Source organism: Brevibacillus sp. 7WMA2, assembly GCF_010748895.1.
GTDB lineage: Bacteria > Bacillota > Bacilli > Brevibacillales > Brevibacillaceae > Brevibacillus_B > Brevibacillus_B halotolerans.
In genome coordinates this window covers 1254428-1279124 of sequence record NZ_CP048799.1, presented here as the reverse complement: position 1 = coordinate 1279124, position 24697 = coordinate 1254428, and the positions used below count along the sequence as shown (strand labels likewise).

The window sequence follows — 24697 nt, the reverse complement described above, 5'->3', positions numbered from 1 at the left end:
AGGTGATCTAAACGAAAATGAATAATCTCTTGAAATACGTCATCGAGCAGTCAACGATAGGTAGCATTGAAAAACAGACGGCTATTGAGCTGTTGAAACGTATCAAGCAGGAAGAAAGTAACGTCACTCATGATGAGATTGCTGTCATTGGCATTTCCGTGAAGGCTCCCTTGGCAGAAAATCAAGATATGTTTTGGCAAACCATTGCAAACGGAATCGATTGTATCGGTCCGTTCCCCAAGTCGAGGAGAAACGATGCAGAGGCGTTTGTCCGGCATGCAGGGATGCAGGGTGGCGAGTATTTGGAGGCGGCTTATTTAGATCGAGTGGACACCTTAGATTACTCATTTTTCGGTATATCGCCTAAAGAGGCAAGTGCAATCGATCCTTCTCAGCGTTTGTTCTTGCAAAGTGCATGGGAGGCGATTGAGGACGCTGGTTATGGCGGAATTAGAATAACAGGCAGTCGTACGGGTGTGTTTGTTGGAATCAATAGTTTTCAGGCTAATCATTATTACCAAATGATCACTGAAATTGATCCTGAACTGGCACAGATGGCAATGGTCGGAAATATTCCGACCATGATTGCCAGTAGAATTGCGTATTTACTAGATTTTAGAGGGCCTAGTATGGCGATTGACACAGCATGCTCCTCTTCATTGATCGCTGTTCATCAGGCTTGCCAGGCACTACGCAATCAGGAGTGCGATATGGCATTAGCTGGGGCCGTGAAGATTGATCTTTTGCCGCTTAGCTCACTAAGTGTTGACTTAAACATTGACTCTTCAGATAGACGAGCGCGAAGCTTTGACGACAGCTCAGATGGGACTGGATCGGGCGAGGGGATTGTCTCGGTTTTGCTGAAGCCGTTAAAAATGGCGCTGCGTGATGGCGATCATATTTATGCTGTGATCAAAGGTAGTGCCGTCAATCAGGATGGTGCCTCTGTGGGAATTACGGCCCCAAATGTCCTTGCTCAGGAGGATGTGATTCTCCGCGCTTGGAAGCAAGCAAAAATCGAGCCGGAGAGCATTGGATATATCGAAGCACATGGAACAGGCACCAAGCTAGGAGACCCGATCGAAATTGACGGAATAACCAGAGCATTCCGCAGGTTTACAAAGAAAAGTCAGTTTTGTGCGATTGGTTCCTTGAAGACAAACATGGGTCATTTGGACAATGCTGCGGGTATAGCAGGTTTTGTAAAAGCGGTATTGGCATTGTATAACAAAAAGCTACCGCCATCCTTGCATTTTACCACGCCCAATCGAAACATTCCGTTTGAAAACTCACCTGTTTATGTAAACGATATGCTTAGCGATTGGGAGACAAATGGGCAGCCGAGACGGTGCGGCGTTAGCTCGTTTGGGATGAGTGGAACCAATTGTCACATGGTGCTGGAGGAAGCCCCAACTGCTTCAGCCATAGAAACAGCTCTAGAATGGCCTCACCTCTATACATTATCTGCGAAATCTACTGCTGCTTTGGCGGAACTGATTAGGAGGCATCAGAGCTTTAGCCGTACATTAAACGAAAACGAGATAGCTGATGCCTGCCACACTGCCAATACTGGAAGATGGCACCACGAATACAGGATAGCACTGGTATTAAGCCATCCGGGTGAATTTCAGGAGGCCCTTGCTTCACTGGATGCGGATGCTGTCCAAAAGGGAGATATCGCTACTGCCGGGTATGGCTATGCCAAACAGGAAAGTCAAGAGGCAACGCGAAAAGCAGTCGAGTTGCTCGAAAAGCTTTCACAAGCGGATAAATCGGAGCGGGTAGAAATCTATCTACAGCTAGCTCTCCTTTATATGCAAGGAGCTTCCATAGACTGGGATGTGCTTTATTCTAGTGCAGCGTATAAGAAGAGTCGCCTACCCGTTTATCCATTTGAACCGAAGCGTTGCTGGATTGAGATACCAGAGGTCAAGGATGAAGCTGAGGAACTAAAGGATTCCTTGTTCTATGAAGTAGGCTGGAAGGAAGCGATGGTTGACGAAGCAAGTGAACAGACCATAGCTGGAGCGGTTTTAATCTTGAAGGACGAACGGGAATTAGGCGATCAGTTGGCACGACAGCTTCGTGAAATGGGAAATGATGTCATTGAAGTTTCATTTGGAGCATGTTTTGAAAAACAGACAGAACACCAGTTTGTTTTAAGCGCCAAGGAAGAGGATTATCGCCGTTTGCTAGAGGAGCTTGACTCACGTGATATCGGCCATGTCTTCCATATGTTTGGCGTAACGGATCACAAGAGTATACAAGCTTTGTCCGAGCTTGAGCTTGCACAGATGCGTGGCGTTCATAGTTTATTTTCGTTAACAAAACAATTAGTTGCTCATTCTAATGTAGCCAGAAAGCTTGGCATTACAGTAGTCGCCCACAATGTGCATGAGGTGACAGGAGCGGAAAGTACACTCAATCCGGAATATGCAACACTCTTTGGTTTAGCAAAAGTAATCCAGCAAGAGTATCCTCAGTTGGTAAGTACGTGTGTGGATGCTGACGAGATGGTGGGTGTAAAGGAACTTCTGCTTGAAGCTACGAAAGAGCAGACAAGTAAAGTTGTCGCCTATCGTAGAGGAAAACGATATGTAGAAGAGTTTCGCAGAAAGGCTCTTTCCGCTTCTGCCGATTGTGATGTGACAGTTCGTGAAAACGGTGTTTACCTGATCACTGGTGGTACCGGCGGCTTAGGGCTCGCGATTGCCAAGTATTTGGCTGGACAGCAAAGTGTGAAGCTGGCTTTGCTCGGTCGTTCTTATTTACCTGAAAAAGATGACTGGGACAGTATGCTTACTCGAAATGATGTTTGCCAAAAAACAATTCGTAAGCTCACAGCTATTCAGGAAATAGAGCGGATGGGTAGCGAGATTTTGTACTATCAGGCAGATGTATCCAAAGAAGCTGATTTGCAATATGTACTAGAAGACCTGCGGACACGTTTTGGGCGAATTGACGGAATCATCCACAGCGCAGGCCTTCCAGGAGACGGATTTATCATCCGCAAAGAACCTGAGGAGTTCTCGGCAGTGTTGGCCCCGAAGGTTCAGGGAACATGGCTGTTAGACAAGCTGACAGAGCAGGATCAGCTAGACTTTTTTGTTCTTTTCTCTTCAGGAACCTCCTTATTCGGCTCCGCGGGGCAGGCTGACTACACGGCTGCGAATGCCTATCTGGATTCTTTTGCGGATTATCGAAGAAAACAGAACAAACCGGTAATCACGATTAATTGGTCTGCTTGGAAGGAAACGGGAATGGCATTTGAGGCTGGTAATGATGAGAACGGGATCTTTGTCCCTCTTTCAACTGCATTGGCTGTTGCTGCTTTTCAGAAGGTGATGTCCAAAAAGATCAGTCGTGTATTTATTGGGAAGATTCGGTTCGATCATGTGCTGCTACAGCAACAAGTGCTTCCCTTTGCCTTAGCCGATGAGCTTCAAATCGTAGGCAGTAAAAAAACAGCAGGCAGCGCAGTAGCTGAAGCCGCTGTTGCGATCGAACCTGCCCGCAAACAGGTGAAGCTGGCTGGACGTGCCAACAATTCTTATTCTCAAACCGAACAAAAAACGGCCAATGTATGGGGCGAGGTTCTAGGATATGAGGAGATAGAGGTTACGGCAGGCTTCTATGAGATTGGTGGAGATTCTCTTCATGCCATGCGAGTGGTAAATACATTCCAAATGAATTATGGAATCACTGTCGAGATTGGCAAGGTGCTGGAGTGTCAGACGATTGAAGAATTTTCTGCTTATCTGGAAGCAAAGGAGGGCAAAAGCAGTCAAAGCGATAGCTCCCGATCTATTCCTCCCATTCCTAGGGAAGAGTTTTATCCAGCATCGTCCGTGCAAGGACGCATTTTCCTACTCAGCCAATTTGAGGGAGCACAGCTAGCTTATCACATGCCGGCGGCTGTTGAATTGGAGGGGCCCCTTGACAAACAGGCGGTCACTCAAGCATTTCAGACGATCGTTAACCGGCATGAGGCATTCCGAACCTCTTTTGAAATGAGAGAAAATATCGTTGTACAACGAATTCATGACGAGATGTTGTTTCAGGTAGATTTCTTCCATTCAGATGAGGCAAGCCTATCAGAACAAATCAATCAGTATAGCCAACCCTTTGATCTGAATCGTGCACCGTTATTACGGGTAGGCCTGTTTGAATTGTCTGTGGAGCAGCATGTCTTATTTGTGGACATGCACCACATCATCTCAGACGGAGAATCAGTTAATCTTATGCTCCGGGAATTCTGTTCACTTTATCAAGGTCAAACCTTGCCTGAACTGCGTGTTCATTACAAGGATTATGCTGCTTGGCAAAAAGGAAACGAGAGCTCTCAAATCAAAAAACAGCACGAAGCGTACTGGCTACAAACGTTTTCTGGAGAAATACCCGTTCTACAATTACCGACGGATTATTCCCGTCCTCCGATCTTGTCCTACGATGGACAGGTACATGAGTTTTATTTGCCTCCTGATTTAGAGAATGCATTGAAGGAATTGGCCACAAGTCAAGGAGTGTCACTCTATGTCCTACTACTGTCCGCCTATTATGTCTTACTATCTAAATACAGTGGGCAGGAGGATATCGTCATTGGCTCTCCTGTAGCGGGCAGACTACACAAGGATACGGAAACAATGATAGGGATGTTCGTCAATTCGTTGCCACTGCGAAGTCGTCCACAGGGAGACAAGCCGTTTAATCAGTTTGTTGCCGAAGTCAGGGACCAAGTGCTCGCGGGATTACAGCATCAGGAGTATCCATTTGAAGAATTGGTGGAACAAGTGAACGTACAGCGTGATATCAGCCGCAATCCATTGTTTGATACGATGTTTATCATGCATACCATTCACACAGAAGAATTACAGCTCCCAGGGATCGCTGTTACGCCTTATCCGATTGATGCTACGAAGGCAAAATATGATATCACAATGATGATTTCTGATCAGGACGATGGTTTGGGTGTAAGCGTAGAATACGCGCTGAAGCTTTTTAAACCGGAAACAATTCACCGAATGGGTACGCATTTTGTGCAAATCCTAAAAAGCATTGTTTCCAACCCGTCCATGCCAATTTATAGGATTCAAATGCTGACGGAAACAGAAAGACATCTATTGGTAGAGAAGACTCAGTACAAAGGCAATACTAGTAATCACGATGGAATGACCGTTCAACAGTTACTAACGCTTCAGGCGCAAAAAACACCAAATCGAACCGCAGTTGTATGTAATGGTGAAAAAGTATCATACGCAGAATTGCATCAACGCGCGATGAAAGTAGCGGCAATGCTACAGGCAAAGGGCGTCGGGCCAGGAAGTGTCGTTGGTCTAATGACAGATCGTTCGGTGGATATGATCGTCTGCCTGCTGGGTATTTTGCATAGTGGGGGATGCTATCTTCCTCTTGATCCAGCTTTTCCAGCCCAACGAATTCGCTTTATGGTAGAGGACAGCAATGCGACTCTCGTCCTATCACAGGCACCTATTATCGAGCGATTTGAGCTGCCATGCGAAGTTGTTGATAGTAACATGCTGTCTGTTCAATCAGAAACTTGCGAGCAAAATGTGGTTTCAAAGGCAAGCGAAGAAGACCTTGCGTATGTAATCTATACATCCGGCTCTACTGGTAATCCAAAAGGGGTCATGATTGAACAGCGTGCATTCGTTCACTTTATACAGGCAATGACAGAAGCGATTCCTTTAGAACAAAACAAAAATATTTTGGCGTTGACAACCATTTCATTTGACATCTTTGTTTTGGAGACACTTGTACCGCTAACAAAAGGTCTTCAGGTGGTAATCGCTGATGAACAACAGCAAACAGACCCATTTGCGTTGAGTGAATTAATCATGGAGCAGCAGATAGAATTGTTGCAAATAACACCGTCTCGCATGAGCCTGTTGTTGAGTAACGAGCAATGCAAAGAGGTGCTTTCACAGATTAAAACCATTTTGATCGGCGGAGAATTCTTATCTGAGACGTTGCTCCATCAGATACAAGGTCTGTCTAAAGCTCAGATTTACAATGTGTATGGACCTACGGAAGCGACAGTATGGGCGTCTGTAAGCGATCTGACGACAGCAGATAAGGTGGATATTGGCAAACCAATCCCAGGGGTGAGTTATTACGTTGTAGATCGCTACGACCAGCTTGTACCTATCGGTGTTTCTGGGGAGCTGTGTATCGCTGGTTCGGGCTTAGCTAAAGGATACGTGAATCAGCCGGAGCTTACGGCAGAGAGGTTTGTTTCAAATCTGTTTGGTTCAGGAAGCATGTACCGTACGGGAGATTTAGTGAAATGGTTACCGAATGGGCATATAGAGTATCTTGCACGGGTTGACAATCAAATGAAGATTCGTGGATATCGAATAGAACCAAGTGAAATTGAGGAGAAAATTCTAAGCTTCTCCAAGATAAAAGAAGCGGCTGTCATCGACTTCACTGATAACACCGGAGAGAAAAATCTGTGTGCCTATTATGTTCAGGAGCAGCCGTTCGACGTTACGGAACTGCGTGAGTATTTATCACGTCATTTACCAGATTACATGATTCCAGTCTGCTTCATTATTATGGATGCGTTACCGTTGACTATGAATGGAAAGCTTGATCGAAAAGCCCTTCCAAAGCCAACAGCCGATTCATTTACCTCAAGGGAATATACGCCGCCAGCAACCCAACTAGAGGAACAGCTCGTGGAGATTTGGCAAGAGGTGCTTGGCGATACGAAGCTGGGTATAACCGATCATTTCTTTGAAAAAGGAGGCCACTCTCTTAAGGCAGCTCTGATGATAGGACAGGTTCAACAACGCCTTCAGATTAAGGTTCCGATCAGTGTTATTTTCCAAGCACCGACAATACAAGAATTCGCTAAACAGCTTGAAGCTATAGAAACCGGAAACTGCCTGTCTATTCAAAAATCGAATGAAAAGACACATTATCCTGTTACTCCAGCTCAAAGAAGGCTGTATCTTCTTCAGGAATTGGAGGCCGGTAGCATCACCTATAATCTGCCGAGTGCCTATGTTCTCAAAGATAAACTGGATGCAAAGAAATTGGAGCAAGCATTGGTCAAATTGACAGAACGGCACGAGATGCTACGAACATCCTTTGATTTCAAAGATGGTCTACCGATTCAGCGGGTTCATCCAGCTGTGAAAATTTCACTAACAATTGAACTAGTGGAGAAGAATGAATGGAATCAACAAATTCAATCGTTTATTCGCCCGTTTCATTTGTTTAAGGCTCCCCTGATGAGAGTTGGATTGTTCCGTACTAAGTCGGAAGAAGATCTTCTGGTTTTTGACATCCATCACATCATTGCTGATGGCTTGTCACTTCAGATACTCATGCAGGATTTATTCTCTTTGTACCATGAGGAAGAGAGGGTGATTCCTGACATTCAGTTCACAGATTTTGCTGTTTGGTATGAAGGCTTTCTACAATCAGGCGACATGAAAAAACAGGAGGACTATTGGCTGAAGCAATATTCGGACGAAATTCCGATTTTACAGTTGCCTACAGATTACCCGCGGGTGGCAGTGCAGAGCTTTGCAGGTGATCGGATTTCGTTTGAGATTTCCAAGTCCGATCGTCAATTAATTGAAAAGCTGGCCAAGGAAACGGGAACAACAACCTATATGGTGATGCTGGCCATTTATAATATCCTGTTAGCCAAATACACAGGAGATGAGCAGATCATCGTAGGAACACCTGTGTCCAGACGACATCATCTGGAACTGCAAAAGGTGATCGGTATGTTTGTGAATACTCTAGCGATAAAAAATGAACCTAGAGGAAATAAAACCTTCTACGATTTTCTGTATGAGGTAAAGGAAAGTGTACTGCAAGCCTATGAAAATCAGGATTATCCGTTCGAAAGCTTAGTAGAGCGGCTACAGATCAATCGAGATCTCAGCAGAAATCCGTTGTTCGATACCATGCTTGTCATGCAGAGCATAGATGATCAACGATTGCAAAAGGGCACGTATGGCGTAACTCCTTATGATTTCGATTTTCAGGTAGCCAAATTTGATATAACGATGTTTGTCTCAGAGTGGAATCAGGATTTGTCTGTCACCATGGAATATTGCACCGAGCTATTCAAACGTGAGTCGGTGGAACGTATGTACAAGCATTTCCTAGCTATTTTGCGTGAAGCGACAGAAAAACCACATCAAAAGCTATGTGAAATTGAAATGCTTGCGGGTGAAGAGCTGGACGAAATCATCTACGACTGGAATCAAACGTCTATATCATATCCGAAAAAACAAACAGTAAGCTCTTTGTTTGAGGGTCAGGTAGAGCAGGGGCCAGATCGAGTAGCCTTGGTACATGATGATCAAGAGCTTACGTATCGCGAACTAAACGACAGAGCGAACCAACTGGCAAGAGTCCTACAACAAGCTGGTGTAACAAAAGAGGTAGTGGTAGGGATTATGTTAGATCACTCCTTTGAATTGGTTATTTCCATGCTGGCCGTAATGAAAGCGGGGGGAGCATACCTACCTATAGATACGCAATATCCACGAGAGCAAATCAATTATCTATTGGAAGACAGTCAGGCACAGATCATCATTACCCAAGCCAATTTGGCGAATTTGACCGATTTTTCAGGACGTTTGATTATGGCCGATGACCCGGCACTCTATAAGGGTGACCCATCTAATCCAGAAAAATCGGTGGATTCAGATCATCTCGCCTATCTTATTTACACTTCAGGGACGACTGGGAAACCGAAAGGAACCATGATTACACATCAAGGTCTGACCAATTATATTTGCTGGGCAGAAAAGGTATATCTCGAGGGGGAACAGCTCGATTTTGCCTTGTACTCGTCTCCGGCGTTCGATTTGACCGTTACTTCGATTTATACGCCATTGGTTTCCGGAAACAGAATCGTCATTTACTCGGAAGAGAACAAAGCAACGGTTATCCGCAAGATTGTAGAGGACAATCAGGTGGACATCGTGAAATTGACTCCTTCCCATCTGCATACGCTAGAGGGATTAGACTGCTCACGTTCTAGCATACAAAAATTAATTGTAGGCGGGGAGGATTTAAAAGCAGAGCTGGCAACGAAAACAGTTCAGCGGTTTAACGGCCGAGTGAAAATTTACAACGAATACGGGCCAACCGAAACGGTAGTTGGCTGCATGATTTATGTGTTCAATCAAGAGAGAGATAGCAAAGGCTCTGTCCCAATTGGAATGCCTGCCGATAACGTACAGATTTACTTACTCGATCCATATCTTCAGCCCGTTCCCGTAGGAAGTATTGGGGAGATGTATATATCGGGAGAAGGAGTAGCACGAGGATACTATAACCGTGCTGACCTGACAGCCGAGCGTTTTCTGTCTAATCCGTATATTCCAGGAGCACGGATGTATAAGACAGGCGATTTGGCAAGGCGGTTGCCTGACGGAAATCTCTTATACATCGGTCGAACAGATGGACAAGTCAAAATCAGGGGACACCGTGTAGAACTGGCGGACGTTGAAGCTAAACTGTTGGAACATCCGAATATTTCCGATGCTGTTGTGGTCGTCAGAACAAGTGCTCAGGGACACAATGAGCTTTGCGCCTACTATGTACCTGATTCCGAAGTAGCACCAGCTCAGATCAAACAGCATGTACTGCAAAACGCTGCGGATTATTTGGTTCCGGCATACATAGTGCGGATGGACAAGCTGCCGCTTACAGTAAATGGTAAGGTGGATAAACGAAAGCTACCGGAACCGCATACCCATTTATCTTCGGACACAAATTTAGTATTACCTCGCACCGAAAAAGAAGAGATTCTTGCTGATATTTGGAGACAAGTGCTTGGAGTTGAAACGATTGGTGTTCATGATAGCTTTTTTGCTTTGGGAGGAGATTCCATTAAGGCGATTCAGATGAACGCCCGTCTAAAGGAAAGACTGCTTCACCTAGAGGTGAAGGATCTCTTTCAACGAAAAACAATTGCAGAATTAGCTCCACTGATTAAACAGAAGAGTGGAAAAAGCGAACAAGGCATCGTCACGGGACATGCTCCGCTGACTCCCATTCAGCACTGGTTCTTTACTGGTGAACGAAACGATGTTCATCATTATAATCACGCTATCATGCTGTATCGGAAAGAGGGCTTTGATCCGAGGATGGTGGAAGAGGTTCTTATGGCGTTACTGCAACACCACGATGCCTTACGTATGGTATTTACCTTCGAGGAGAATCGGGTAACCCCGTATAACCGTGGCATGGAGGAGGAGCTCTTTACGTTTCAGGTTGTTGATCTTGCTGATGATCCTGACTTTGCACAAAAAGTTGAGGAGCATGCGAATAGATTGCAAAGCAGTATTGAGCTGAAAACAGGTCCTTTGGTAAAAGTAGGGTTGTTTACAAGTGTGGACGGTGATCATTTGTTGCTCGTCATTCATCACTTAGTTGTAGACGGGGTTTCCTGGAGAATTATTTTGGAGGATTTCGCCAAAGCGTATCAACAGATACAACAGGGAGAGGAAATTAAGCTTCCAAAGAAAACAGATTCCTTTAAGCAATGGGCGGAGCAGATTACAGCCTATAACAAAAACCAAAGGCTGAAAAAAGAGTATGCGTATTGGAGAAAAACGGTACAGACGCCTGTTTCCTCGCTTCCAGTAGATGCGGTCGTTCACCAGAACAGAATAATAGACACCAAGACGCAGTCCTTTACGTTTGATCCTGAAAAAACAGACCAGCTACTGCGTCACATTCATCAGGCCTATAACACGCAGGTAAATGATGTGCTTCTTGCGGCGCTTGGTCTGGCTATCAAAGAGTGGTCCGGACTGGACAAAATTCTGCTTGACCTAGAGGGTCATGGTAGAGAAGATATTCTGCCTGAGCTGGATATTTCCAGAACAGTAGGCTGGTTTACCAGCATATATCCGGTGCTTCTTTCAACAGAGCGGGCAGAGGATTTGGAATATCAGATCAAATTTGCTAAGCAGAGTTTGCGTCAAATTCCAAAAAACGGGATTGGCTATGGAATTCTTAGATATGGATCAGAGGATAACGAGGATGAGTCACTTAACTACACTGCGCCAATCAGCTTTAACTACCTGGGACAATTCGATCAGGACATGCCTGAGCATCTTGTACAAATCTCACCTGACTACACTGGAGAAGCGATCAGCAAAGAATATATCAGAAAGCATTCACTCGAATTTATCGGCATGGTGGAGCGAGGTCAGTTTACTCTCTCGCTTACTTACAACAGCAAGGAATATAACGAGGAGACGATATTGCAGTTGCTGACCAGCTTGAACAAGAATGTGCTAAGCATCATCGAGCATTGTATGAAAAAAGAGGAAACAACTGTCACTCCATCAGATTTGGGCTATTCAAAAATGTCGATCGAAGGTCTTTCCAAGCTGCAAAACTTGCTCTCAAGAAAACTGTGAATTCGGAGGTTTCAGATGAATGAGAACATAGAGATTACCAAGCTTGCCCCTCTTGCTCCTATGCAAGAGGGAATGCTCCTACACTATTTAATGGATCGGGATTCAGAAGCGTATGTTGAGCAGATGACAATGACAGTAGTAGGCGAACTAGATGTGGCCCTATTTGCTGCAAGTATGGAAAAACTGGTTGAACGTTATGATATTTTACGTACCATCTTTATATACGAGGAAGTGGAGGAACCTTTGCAGGTCGTTTTGCAACAACGACCTGCTGAGGTAATCCATAAGAATTTGTCTCAGATGCCTGAGACAGAGCAGATAGCCTACATAGAGGCATGGAAAAAACAAGACCGCGACAGAAAATTTGACCTTTCCAAAGATGTGCTTATGCGGGTTGCTATTCTGACAAATGCTCCACAAGCTCATACGATTATATGGAGCTTTCATCATATCCTGATGGATGGCTGGTGCGTTGGGATTCTTTTTCGCGATTTTGCCCGCATTTATCTTGCCCTGCGTGATGGCCATCCTTTACCAGATGACACACCTCCTGCTTATACAGATTACATTCAGTGGCTTCAGGAACAAGATCAACAGCAGGCCGCGACTTTTTGGAGTGAATACCTAGATGATTACGAGCATCAAGCTATCCTGCCTGTTTATCGCAGTGATTCAGAAGGGAAGAAACGAGAAAGTAACGAAAAGTCTTACACCATTCCTACGGCAAAGCTACAGGAGCTTGCCAACCATCTACAGGTGACACTGAACACGGTATTTAGTACGGCGTGGGGACTGCTATTACAAAGAATGAATAATGTGGATGACGTTGTATTTGGAACGGTTGTATCGGGGCGTCCAGCCGAGGTGTCGGGCATCGAAGATATGGTGGGCTTGTTTATCAATACAATTCCAAAACGGATCAAGTCAGAAGGGAATCAGTCAATTGCAGAGCTACTACACGAAGTCCAACGATCGACTCTGGAAAGTGAGCCTCACAGTTATCTCGCGCTGAGTGAGATTCAGAAGAAATCTGAATTGAAAAAAGATTTATTTTCACATATCTTCGTCTTCGAAAACTACCCAGCAGATCAAGCTATCGCACAGGCAGGGGAAGAGACGAAGCTCGGTTTTTCCATTAAAGACGTTGAAATCTCTGAACAGACAGAATTTGATTTCATGGCAGTTGTAATTCCTGATGAGATGGCGATATTAAAATTGCAATACAATGCCCATGTCTATCAGGAGGAGACCGTAGATCAGCTTGCTACCTACTTCTTGCGCATCCTGCAACAAATCGCAGACAATCCGAATGCAGTGGTGGATGGAATCGAGTTACTTTCGCAAACAGAGAGAGACAGGCTATTAACCGAATTCAACCGTACACAAGCAGGCTATCCTTCAACGAAAACAATCCACGGGCTATTCGAGGAGCAAGTAGCTAGGCATCCAGAGCGAATCGCTGTAGTAAATGGTGAACAAACAATAACTTACCGTGAACTAAACGAGCGAGCTAATCAGCTTGCACGTTTGTTGCAAAGCAGGGGTGTGGGTTCTGAAAGTATAGTAGGGATTATGCTGGATCGATCCATTGATATGGTGGTAAGCATTATGGGTGTGTTAAAAGCCGGGGGTGCGTACTTACCCATTAATCCAGAGTATCCTCAGGAAAGAATTACATATTTGCTCATGGACAGCAAGCCGGAAGTGATTATTACTCATCCTGCTCTTGCGGGAGCACTCTCGGATTCCTGGCAACTGGTTACTATTTCCGATGAGGCAATAGAACATTATGATACCTCCAATTTGAATGGATTTGACAGCCCAGAGCAGCTTGCTTACATCATTTATACATCGGGTTCAACAGGGGAGCCAAAAGGCGTAATGATCGAACATAAAAATGTCGTTCGCCTTTTGCATAACGATCGGAACCTATTTGAATTTGACCATAATGATGTGTGGGCTTTATTCCATTCGTTTAGCTTTGACTTCGCCGTGTGGGAAATGTACGGGGCATTACTTTATGGAGGTAAGCTAGTTCTGGTATCCCAAGAAGCTGTGCGCGATCCAGAAAAATGTAGCCACTTCCTTCAGTCAGAAAAGGTAACCGTCCTCAACCAGACGCCTTCTGCATTTGCTAACCTCATTCAGTTTGTTTGCAAGAATCAGGTGAAAGGACTGGATGCACTTCGCTACGTGATTTTCGGCGGGGAAGCACTAAAACCTCAAATGCTGACAAGCTGGCATGAGATGTATCCAGACGTCAAATTAGTTAACATGTACGGAATTACAGAAACCACGGTGCACGTTACCTACAAGGAAATTCAAAAGGAAGAAATGAAACGAAATGCAAGTAACATCGGTAAACCGATCCCTACGCTTACAGCTTACGTGATGGATCAAAAGCAACGGCTGGTCCCAATCGGTGTGCCCGGAGAATTGTATGTGGGAGGCGAGGGTGTTGCACGTGGCTATTTGAATAAGCCAGAGTTGACCGCGAGCAGATTTGTACCGAATCCGTATAAGCCTGAGGAACGTTTATACCGCTCTGGAGATTTAGTCCGGTTTTTACCTTCAAGTGATATGGAGTATCTGGGACGAATGGACTTGCAGGTCAAAATTCGTGGACATCGGATCGAACTTGGTGAAGTTGAAAATATATTACTGAAACACCCTGATGTGACAGATGTTGTCGTGTTGGCGATTCAAGATCGCCATGCACAAAACCAGTTGCATGCCTTCTTCACCGCTCAGCAAAGAGTAACAACAGCTCAGTTACGCGAGCACATCAGCCAAAAGCTTCCTGAATATATGATGCCAGCTCGTTTTGTACAAATCGAAAAAATTCCCGTAACCGTAAACGGGAAGGTGAATCGAAACGCGTTATTGCAGATCGATTGGGAGCTGGAGAGCGATGTTCAGATTATTCCTCCTGAAAATGAGACGGAGGAAAAGCTGGAGAACATCTGGCAACAGGTGCTTGATCTGGAGAATCAGCGAATTGGTGTAACTCAGGACTTTTTTGCACTTGGAGGAGATTCCATCAAGGTGCTTCGGTTGTTAACAGCGGTAAATAGCCAACTGGAAACGGCAGTAAGCGTACAGGATCTGTATAAGTTGCCTACTATTCGAAAACAGTCCGAATTGATTCGTCAAAACGGGACACCTGCTTGGAGTGATCAATGGAATACGGCCAAAGCGAAGCTTATGGAATGGCAGACTGAAATAGTGGACAAGCTTCCATTGGCTGAAAAATTACCGGAGGATTTTGAAAGCATCTGCCCGATGAGTGATATCCAATTTGGAATGCTATACGCCTCAGGAAAAAATGCTGAAAAGGCAGTCTATCATGATCAAATGCTGTATCCGTTTAAAGATGGAGAATTTAATCTCGACCTGCTTCAAAAAGCTGTTTCGTTACTTGTGAAAAAACATTCGATTTTACGGACCACCTTTAACCTACAGGATTTTCCTGAGCCGATTCAAATCGTTCACAAGCAAGAAGCGTTCCATCTTGATTTGCAACATATGGACATAACGAATGAGTACGATCAAGAAACGGCTATCAATCATTATTTGTCTGAAGAGCGAAAGGTACCTTTCGCTTTAGACAAACCACTGTGGAAGTTGAGAATTTTTACGGTAAGCAACGAAGAGCATGTACTGTGCATGATTTTCCACCATGCGATTTTGGATGGTTGGAGTGTGGCATCCTTTATCACAGAGCTCTCTAATACCTATACGAAGCTAAGAGTGGATGACAGCTATCTTCCTGAATGGCTACCGCATGACTACGAGGCATTTATTCTAGATCAGATGATTGTCAAAAACAGTCCAGAAGTACGTGATTATTGGCAAAATGAACTAAACGATATGCAGCTTTTCCGTTTTCCAAAAAAAATGAACACAGATGAAACAAATCGTATGCATCAGCTCATCCATCCACTTGATCCTGATTTGGTAACGCGTTTGGAGCGTATTGCTGCGGCGAATCAGACCAATCTGAAAACGGTCTGCTTTACAGCCTATAGCATGATGCTTCACATGCTATCCTACGAGAATGACATTGCGGTGGGCTTGGTGGAGCACAATCGACCACAGTGTGAGAAGGCGGACCAAATCCTTGGTTGTTTCTTAAATACTGTACCAGTAAGAGTCAAGCTAAAGACACAGATGACATGGATAGACTTGCTTAGACAGATGAATCAAAAAATGATTGATCTGAAGCTGTATGGACGTCTCCCATTGTTTGAGATTACGAAAATGGCCGCAGATGTAGATGCTGGCAGTGAATTTTTTGATTCTACCTTTAGCTATATAGATTTCCATGTTTTTGATCAGTTGGAGGGCAAGGATCAAATCGCGCTGAAGGAGAAAGAATGGCAATTGGAGGAGCACATTGTCGATCATCGCGTGTTTGAGTTTTATATCCGCCGACAATCAGAAATTCAGATAGCCTACAGTGAAGCAGTGTTAGATAGCGTAGATGTGCAACGCCTGCTAGATTATTATCTTCGCATCCTGCAACTGATTGCCGACAAACCAAATGCCGTCATCGCTAAGGAACAAATTCTTGCCGACAAGGAAAAGCATCTGTTGCTACGTACTTGGAATCAAAATAAAGCGGACTATCCGACTGATGTAGTGATGCACCGAATGTTCGAAAAAATGGTAGGTGAACATTCTGAGCGTAGCGCAGTTGTTTTTCAAGGGAGCGAGCTTACTTACAAGCAACTCAATGAAAAAGCAAATCAAGTTGCGCGGAATCTACGCGAACGCGGGATGCAGACTAATGATCTGGTTGCAGTCATGACAGAGCCTTCCATAGAAATGATTATTGCCATGCTAGCTGTACTAAAAGCGGGAGGAGCTTACTTGCCCATTTCCCACACATTTGCAGAGGAAAGGGTTCGCTACATGCTGGAGGACAGTGGAGCTAAAATTTTGCTTACGCTATCTTCCACCAAACAGTCTTCCCTCAGCGAATACGAGACGATCCTGTTGGATGATCCCCATTTATATCATGGGGATGCCACAAACTTGCCGGATACAGCTAAATCTGAGGATCTCGCTTATATCATCTATACCTCTGGCTCGACAGGTAAACCAAAAGGGGTCATGGTGGAACATCGAAACGTCACAAATTTTGTCATGAGTTTACATGATATTGTGCACAACGCCTACGATCGTTGCTTGCGCATAGCGCAGATAGCCCCGTTTATCTTCGACATGTCTGTAAAGCCGATCTACGGTGCGTTGTTGCTTGGTCATACCTTGTACCTCGTGCCGGAGCATATTCGCGTAGACGGGGAAGGACTGCTTCGTTTTTACAGAGAGAACCAGATTGATATGGCTGATGGTACACCAACTCATCTGTCGATGCTGCAGAATGCCGTGTCTGAAATTGAACATAAGCTTACGGTTAAGCACTTTGTTGTCGGCGGAGAGCCGTTACGAGAAAGTGTTGTCAAAGGGCTGTATACCAGATTCGCGGGCGAATCCTTTGCAATTACGAATGTATACGGACCCACGGAGTGCACCGTCGACTCTACCTACTACCATGTAAATCCGGATCACTTGGATGAAAGGACATCCGTACCGATTGGGGCTCCACTTGCAAATCAGCAGATTTACATTCTTGATCAGAACGCGAATCTTCTTCCGCCTGAGGTAACAGGAGAAATCTTTATCGCAGGAGCGGGTGTTGCTAGAGGATATCTCAACAGGCCAGAACTGACTAACGAGCGGTTTGTTGCAAATCCGTTTATCCGAGGAGAGAAAATGTACCGTACAGGAGATACGGGACGCTGGCTACCTGGCGGTGTTATTGAATATGTAGGTCGGATTGATAATCAGGTAAAAATCAGGGGACATCGGATTGAAATCGGTGAAATCGAGGCATATCTGCAACAGCATGAAGAGATTGACCAAGCAGTCGTCATAGCACGAGAAGATGGCGAAGGGCACCAATATTTGTGCGCCTATATCGTGTCCGATCGTACATGGAACACAAATGAGCTAGTCGATTATTTGTCGCTCTCATTACCTGTGTACATGATTCCTTCCCATTTCGTATCTCTAGACAAGATTCCGGTCACAGTGAATGGAAAAATTGATTTCAAAGCGTTACCTGAACCGAATGGACAGGACGAACAGCTAGGGGTTTTTGAAGAACCAACAACTGAAACAGAATTAATAGTAGCAGATATTTGGAAAAGTCTATTGAAAATCGAGAAAATCGGAGTGAATGATCCATTTTTCAGCATAGGCGGCAATTCCTTGAGCGCAATCATGCTGTTGGCACGGATTCACAAGACATTCCAAAAGGTGATTCCGCTCGATATCTTCTTCCAGAATGACAGCATCGGTAAGCTCGCGAAGCTGATTATAGGAGCGGAGGAAGAGAGCTATAAAGTTATTGAGCCAGTTGCAAAACAGGAGCACTATCCTACATCAGAGACTCAGAAAATGATGTATTTGCTACGGGAAATAGAGGGAGCAGAGACTGCCTATAACATGCCAAGCGTGTTAAAAATCGAAGGACATTTGAATAAAGAGCTCTTTGCTACAGCTTTGCAAAAGCTTGTAGATCGGCATGAATCCCTGCGAACCTCTTTCGAATATGTAAATGGCGAACTCGTTCAACGCATCGCAGACACAGTAGAGCTAGATGTCACCTATTTAGAAATGGAAGAGGAGCAAGCAAGCGAAGTGGCGCAGTTGTTTATTCGTCCATTTGAACTTGCGCAGGCCCCGCTTGCTCGGGCAGGTCTAATTCAGATAGCGCCGAATGTTCATCTGTTCCTGTTTGATATGCATCACATCATTTCTGATGGACTGTCAATTAGTATCATCCTGGGTGATTTCATGCAGCTATATCATGGTGCAGAGTTGCCGGGGTTGACTGTTCAGTACAAGGATTTTACCGTTTGGCAAAACAAGATGCTACAAACTGAGGCTGTAAAAAAGCAAGAGACATACTGGTTGAGCAAGTTTGAGGGTGAAATTCCTATTTTAAACATTCCGCCGGATTACCCAAGGCCGCCTATCCAGTCTTTTGCCGGGGCGCAGATTGTCTTTCATGCAGATGAGCAGGTGTGGAGTGCCTTCCGCACTATTACAGAGAAGTCGAACTCAACCATGTTTATGACTTTATTGGCAGCTTATCACATTCTGCTCTCCAAACTTGCCGGTCAATCAGATATTAGCGTGGGTACATCTGTCGCCGGAAGACCTCATACTGACTTAGAACATGTAGTAGGTTCGTTTATCAATACCCTAGTGTTGCGTCAAAAAGTGGATGATTCTCAGACATTCATGGCTTTTTTAGAAGAGGTAAGGAAAAATGTTCTGGAGGCATTCGATAATCAGGATTATCAATTCCAAAGTCTAGTCGATAAGATATACCCTGAGCTTGACCTGAGCCGTAATCCTTTGTTTGACACAATGTTTACCCTGAACAATTTTGAAACTCCCCAGCTACAGTTGGACGGACTTACGATCTCGGTGTATCCGGTTGATCAGCCTGTAGCCAAATTCGATCTATCAATGATTGCGGAAGAAAGACCAGATGGATTGGAATTCTCCTTAGTGTATGCTACTAAGCTGTACGCTACGGATACCGCGAAGCGCATTGCAGCGAGCTTTGTTCATCTTTTGGGCCAAATAGCGGAAAATGAACGGATAACAATAGCCGATCTTACCCTGCCAACACAAGCAGAATGGGAAGAAATTGTTGGTCAATGGCAAGAAAGTTCAAAAAAGATTACTTCCTTCTATCATCATTCACCTGTGTAATGGAACGATAAAAGGGGCAGCCGGCGTAGAAGGGCTGGTTGCCCGCTTTCTCTGACATAGACACAGTTTCTAAAAAAGGAGAGGATAATTCTGCCTCTAATGAAAGAAGTAGTGAAACGAGCACGATTCGTAATGCTAATGTGCCTGATCCTCGCACTTCAAATGAGCACCACCGTGTATGCCGAAATGGGAAGTGGGGAAGCCGGTGCGGCGATCGAACAATTGGTCAATAAAACGATGGAGTCGGAGAAAATTCCGGGTGCAGCCATTATTGTTGTCAAAGAGGGGAAAACGATTTACAAACAATCATTTGGAGTTACTGACATTCAAAAGCAAACCCCCGTAACTGCTGAAACACTATTTGAAATCAACTCGAACACCAAAGCATTTACGGCACTAGCCGTCCAACAGCTTATCGAGCAAAAACGTCTTTCGCTAGACGATTCTGTTCAATCCATCATACCTTGGTTTTCAGCTACATATAAAGGACAGCAGGAAACGATCCTGATAAAGCATCTGTTATATCATACCAGTGGTTTTCCGTTTAAAAGCATTGGTTTTATCCCCATTTCATCCAGTGAGCGGGCCCTTGAAGAAAACGTACGTGCGCTCAATAACAGGGAATTAGCCCGCAAGCCAGGAACAGAGTTTGAATATGCAACGGTTAACTACGATATTCTAGGCTATATTGTTGAAAAAGTTACCGGGCAATCCTATGAACAGTATGTCCAACAGCAAGTTATTACTCAATTGGGCCTAACCAACACCTTTATGAAGGCACAGGCACCGAGTGAGCAAATGGCAAGAGGGCACAAAATCGGTTTCTTTTCCCCACGAGTGTATGATGCACCGGATTATCGTGGAAACACACCGGCGGCTTACGTGGTATCAAGTCTCAACGACATGGAGCGTTGGCTGCATATTCAATTAGGGTTGGAGGCTTCAGGGTTTCCTGCTGAGTTAATACATGCCTCCCATCTGCCAGATCGATCTGTAGCTCCTGCGGCAAACGGTTCCTCGTATGCCTCAGGCTGGATGATTTTTCAAAATGGCGGTGGACAAATTGCACACGGTGGCAACAATCCTACTTTCTCCTCATACATGGTGTTTCGTCCAGAGGAAAAGCTGGGTGCCATCGTTTTGACGAATATTGACTCGATGAATGTGTCCGTTATGGCGGAGGGAGCCGTCAAGCTATTGCAAGGAAAAGAAGTTCCAGAAGTAGTGGATGACACCAATCTACAAACAGATCGATTGGCAAGCATTACTCTCGTGATCCTTAGTGTCCTTGTGGCGGTCCTTACTGTTGCAATTGGTCAGACCATAGTACAGATCCTTCGAGGTGATCGTAAACTTGCCTCAAATCCCGGGCGCATCTGTCTGACATCTTTGTTTGCTTTTGTGATAACATGCGGTGTTTTGTCAGCCGCTGTATACTTCTTGCCAGATGTGTTTTTCTTCGGTTTACCGTGGCAGTTTATTGAGGTTTGGCTTCCGATAACCATTTTTTACGCAATGTACGTCTTGCTAGCATCCGTCACTTTGTTTACCGTCTACCTAACCATGATTCGTTTATTTCCGAAATCCAAGGAAACCTCCCTGACCCCTATCATCATACAGGGGCTTGTCAGCGGATTTGGAAATGCGATGATTATTTTCATGATCAATATAGCGCTCACTTCCATTAATACGTTTCACGTTTCTGTCTTTTTGTATTTTCTGTTAGGTATCTCGCTATATATTGTTGGGGAGAAAATGATTCGCAGCCGCCTCATTGTTATAACAAATCAGGTGGTATATGAAAAAAGAATGGAGCTAGTTCACAGAATTTTCAGGACTCCCTATCAAAAATATGAACGGATTGATAACGGCCAGATCTATGCGAGTTTAAACAACGATACGGAAACCATCAGTACGATTTCTAATATTGTCGTTATAGCACTGACCAGTACGGTTACACTGGTATTTTGCTTTATCTATCTAGCTGCAATGAGCCTTTACGGATTCTTGTTTTGTCTGGCTGTCATAATAATAGCGGCCGGCTTATATACACTGGCAGGCCGTTCGGCAAACAAGGTATGGGAGGAAACCAGAGACATCCAAAATGTGTTTTTCTCCTATATTAACGATATGATAGGGGGCTTTAAGGAGCTATATCTTACTCGCGCACAAAGCAGGGAATTTGAAGAACACATGGATAGAAGCTGTTATGAATATCGACACAAGCGATCTGCAGGTCAATTCAAGTTTGTAAATGTGTATTTAGTGGGAGAATTGCTGTTTGTAGTGGTAATCGGGACCGTTACCTTTTTGTTCCCCATTTTCTTCCCGCAGATCCCAAAGCATATGCTGGTAAGCTACGTGTTTGTCTTCCTGTATATGACGGGGCCGGTTCACGGCATATTAAATGCGGTACCTGAGCTGATCCGTATTAAGATTAGCTGGGAACGGTTAAATGCCTTGCTAGATTCGTTATCTTCGGAAAAGAGAAGGGATGATGTAGATATAGCTGGTCTTGCTGTCCAAGATTTTGAGACATTTACCTCTGATCAGGTGCAGTTCAGGTACAAAAACAAGGAAGGTGAGGAGTTTTCGGTGGGACCACTTGATTTTTCCTGTCGCAAAGGAGAAATCGTCTTCATTGTAGGTGGGAATGGGAGTGGAAAATCTACCTTTGCCAAACTGATTACAGGATTGTATGAGCAGGATGATGGCGAGTTTTTCATAAACGGGCAAAAAGTGAATGCCGATCAACGTTGTGAATTTTTCTCAGTTATCTTCAGTGATTTCTATCTATTCGAGAAAATGTATGGTGTTGATTACCAAGCCAAACAAGACGAGATACGGAAGCATTTAGAGGTGCTTCGTATAGCTGACAAAGTCGAAGTGGATCAAACCGGGATGTTTAGCACGACCAAGCTATCTACAGGTCAACGAAAGCGTCTTGCCTTGATGCTAAGTCAGATAAAAGACAGACCGATACTTCTCTTCGATGAGTGGGCAGCGGATCAAGATCCAGAGTATCGGCAGTTCTTTTATGAATCCTTGTTACCAGAAATGAAAAAGCAAGGAAAATGTGTAATTGCGATTACCCATGACGATCGTTACTTTGACCTCGCTGATCAGGTGGTTAAAATGGAGAGCGGGCGAATTATAACTCAGCAAACTCTTTCGCATGCCTGATGCAACATCATATAAAAAAGAGGAGATGAGCAGCCTCAATATTTCACGCGAAAAGATCCACTCAACGCTCAATACCGATTGTAGGATGATTCATTTCTAGGGGAATTTTGGTTATTAAATGTAATGTACAATATACTCTGAACTGAGCTAGTGCCAACAGGCCTGATTTCAAGGAGGATGAAATCAGGCCTGCTTTTTGTTCTGAAAACCTAGGACAGATTTAGGCTTTTAGAATCATGAAACAAAATGACACGCAACATAATGATTGGTCCCGATTTCCCGATAAAGGGGAACTTGCTCCAAGCACAATGCCGTTGCATATGGACATCTAGTATGAAATTTACAGCCAGATGGAGGATTAGCTGGACTTGGAATTTCGCCCTTTAATACGATTCTTTCTCGTCGAACCGTTGGATCCGGAATAGGCACAGCAGATAAAAGTGCCTGAGTATAAGGATGCTGGGGATGTGCAAATAATTCATCTCGCGGTGCCACCTCCATAAAGGAGCCTAAGTACATCACTCCAATCGTGGTACAAAGGTGTTCTACCACGCTTAAATCATGTGAAATAAATAGATAGGTAAGGGAATGCTTCTCCTGTAAATCCTGAAATAAATTGATTATTTGGGCTTGAATGGAAACATCAAGTGCTGATACAGGTTCATCTGCAACGATGAAATCAGGCTGTAAAATAATAGCCCGAGCAATGCCGATACGTTGTCGTTGACCGCCAGAAAATTCATGCGGAAATCGATCATAATGATAAGGGGCAAGACCGCATAGGTCCATTACCTGTTGAACCCGTTCACGTAGATCACGCTTGGCTACCAACCCATGATCCAGCAGTGCTTCTCCTATGGCATCTCCAATCCGTATACGAGGATTAAGAGAGCTGTATGGGTCCTGAAAAATAAATTGCATGGAAGGGCGCAGCCTTCGTAGCTCTTTAGGTGAGAGGGTAGATAGATCAATCCCTTTGTAAAAGACATCCCCTGAAGTCTTCTCAATCATTCTCAGGATTGTGCGTCCCGCCGTACTTTTTCCACTGCCTGATTCACCAACCAGTCCGAAGGTTTCTCCCTTACTGATCGTAAAGGAGAGGTCATCAACTGCTTTTATCTGCCCTCTGCCAGCAGGAAAGGGACCGTCCCCTAGAGGAAAATATTTTTTTAGATGCTGTACATCAAGTAATAGCTCATTCATGCGTGCTCCTCCTCATACAACCAGCAGGCTACTTTCTGTTTATTGGATACGGGGGATAGGTGGGGCTGTTTCGTTACACATTGTGGTTTACGATGCTCACAGCGTTCTGCAAAGTAGCAGGAATCACCTAACCCAATCGGATTCGGAACCTGGCCCGGTATTGAATAGAGCCGAGTGGTTCGTTGGTTCATCACTGGTTTGGAACGTAATAATCCCTGTGTATAAGGGTGCTTTGGCTGGAGAAATAAATCAATAACAGGCCCTTCTTCTATCACTTTGCCTGCATACATAACAATGACATAATCAGCCATTTCTGCAACGACACCTAAATCATGTGTAATCAGAAGGATAGCGGTGTTTGATTGTTGCTTAATTTTTCGCAATAAGTCTAAAATTTGGGCTTGAATTGTTACATCAAGTGCCGTAGTAGGCTCGTCAGCAATCAATAAACGCGGGTTGCAGCTAAGAGCAATGGCAATCATGATTCTTTGCAGCATCCCGCCACTTAATTGATGAGGATAGGAATGAGCAATCTCCTCTGGGCGGGCAATTCCTACTAGGGAGATTAACTCGATTGCTTTTTCAAACGCTATTTTTTTGCTTATGTGAAGGTGTTCGATTAAAGGTTCCATGATTTGTTCACCGATAGATAATACAGGATTTAAAGAAGTCATCGGTTCCTGAAAAATCATGGCTAATTCATTTCCGCGTAATTGTTGCATGTCCGAAGAATTGAGCTTCAAAAGATCTTTATGATCAAACCAGATCTCCCCATTGACGATTTTACCCATGGGCCCAGTGATAAGCCCCATAAGAGACATCGCTGTAACACTCTTGCCACATCCCGATTCACCTACAATACAGACGATTTGCCCCGCATTGATTTGAAAGCTTACATCATCGACGGCTTTTACAATCCCTTCATCCGTATAAAAATGGGTGGAGAGATGTTTAATATCCAAGACTGTCTCTGGTGGCTCCTCAGTGTGTACATGTGTTTTTTCGGTTCCAGAAATAGGGCCTAGCTCATCACGATGTTGAATTGGATGTAAGGAAAAAGGCTGTTTATTTGAATGATTCATATGTCGTCC

General features: G+C 44.4%; 5 protein-coding genes. 3 read left to right on the top strand and 2 right to left on the bottom strand.

The features are described from left to right. Positions 1–17: 17 nt before the first annotated feature. The 3 genes from GOP56_RS04860 (at position 18) to GOP56_RS04850 (ending at position 22403) form a co-directional block, all read left to right on the top strand. The gene (locus GOP56_RS04860; protein ID WP_163244692.1) at positions 18–11426 is read left to right on the top strand and encodes a hybrid non-ribosomal peptide synthetase/type I polyketide synthase; all 11409 of its coding nucleotides are present in this window, start codon (positions 18–20) and stop codon (positions 11424–11426) included. A gap of 15 nt (positions 11427–11441) precedes the next feature. After that, entirely contained in the window at positions 11442–19220 is a 7779-nt protein-coding gene (locus GOP56_RS04855; protein WP_163244691.1) for an amino acid adenylation domain-containing protein, read from the top strand. 99 nt (positions 19221–19319) lie between these two features. Further along, entirely contained in the window at positions 19320–22403 is a 3084-nt protein-coding gene (locus GOP56_RS04850; RefSeq protein WP_305792560.1) for a cyclic peptide export ABC transporter, read from the top strand. Between the two features lie 234 nt (positions 22404–22637). Here the strand turns inward: GOP56_RS04850 and GOP56_RS04845 are convergent, their stop codons facing one another. Beyond that, positions 22638–23606, bottom strand: a complete 969-nt coding sequence (locus GOP56_RS04845) for an ABC transporter ATP-binding protein (RefSeq protein WP_163244690.1) — start codon at positions 23604–23606, stop codon at positions 22638–22640. Next, complete coding sequence (locus GOP56_RS04840) at positions 23603–24688, bottom strand: ABC transporter ATP-binding protein (protein WP_246329057.1); 1086 nt, start codon at positions 24686–24688, stop codon at positions 23603–23605. Before GOP56_RS04840 ends, GOP56_RS04845 begins: the two co-directional genes overlap by 4 nt. Between the last annotated feature and the right edge of the window lie 9 nt (positions 24689–24697).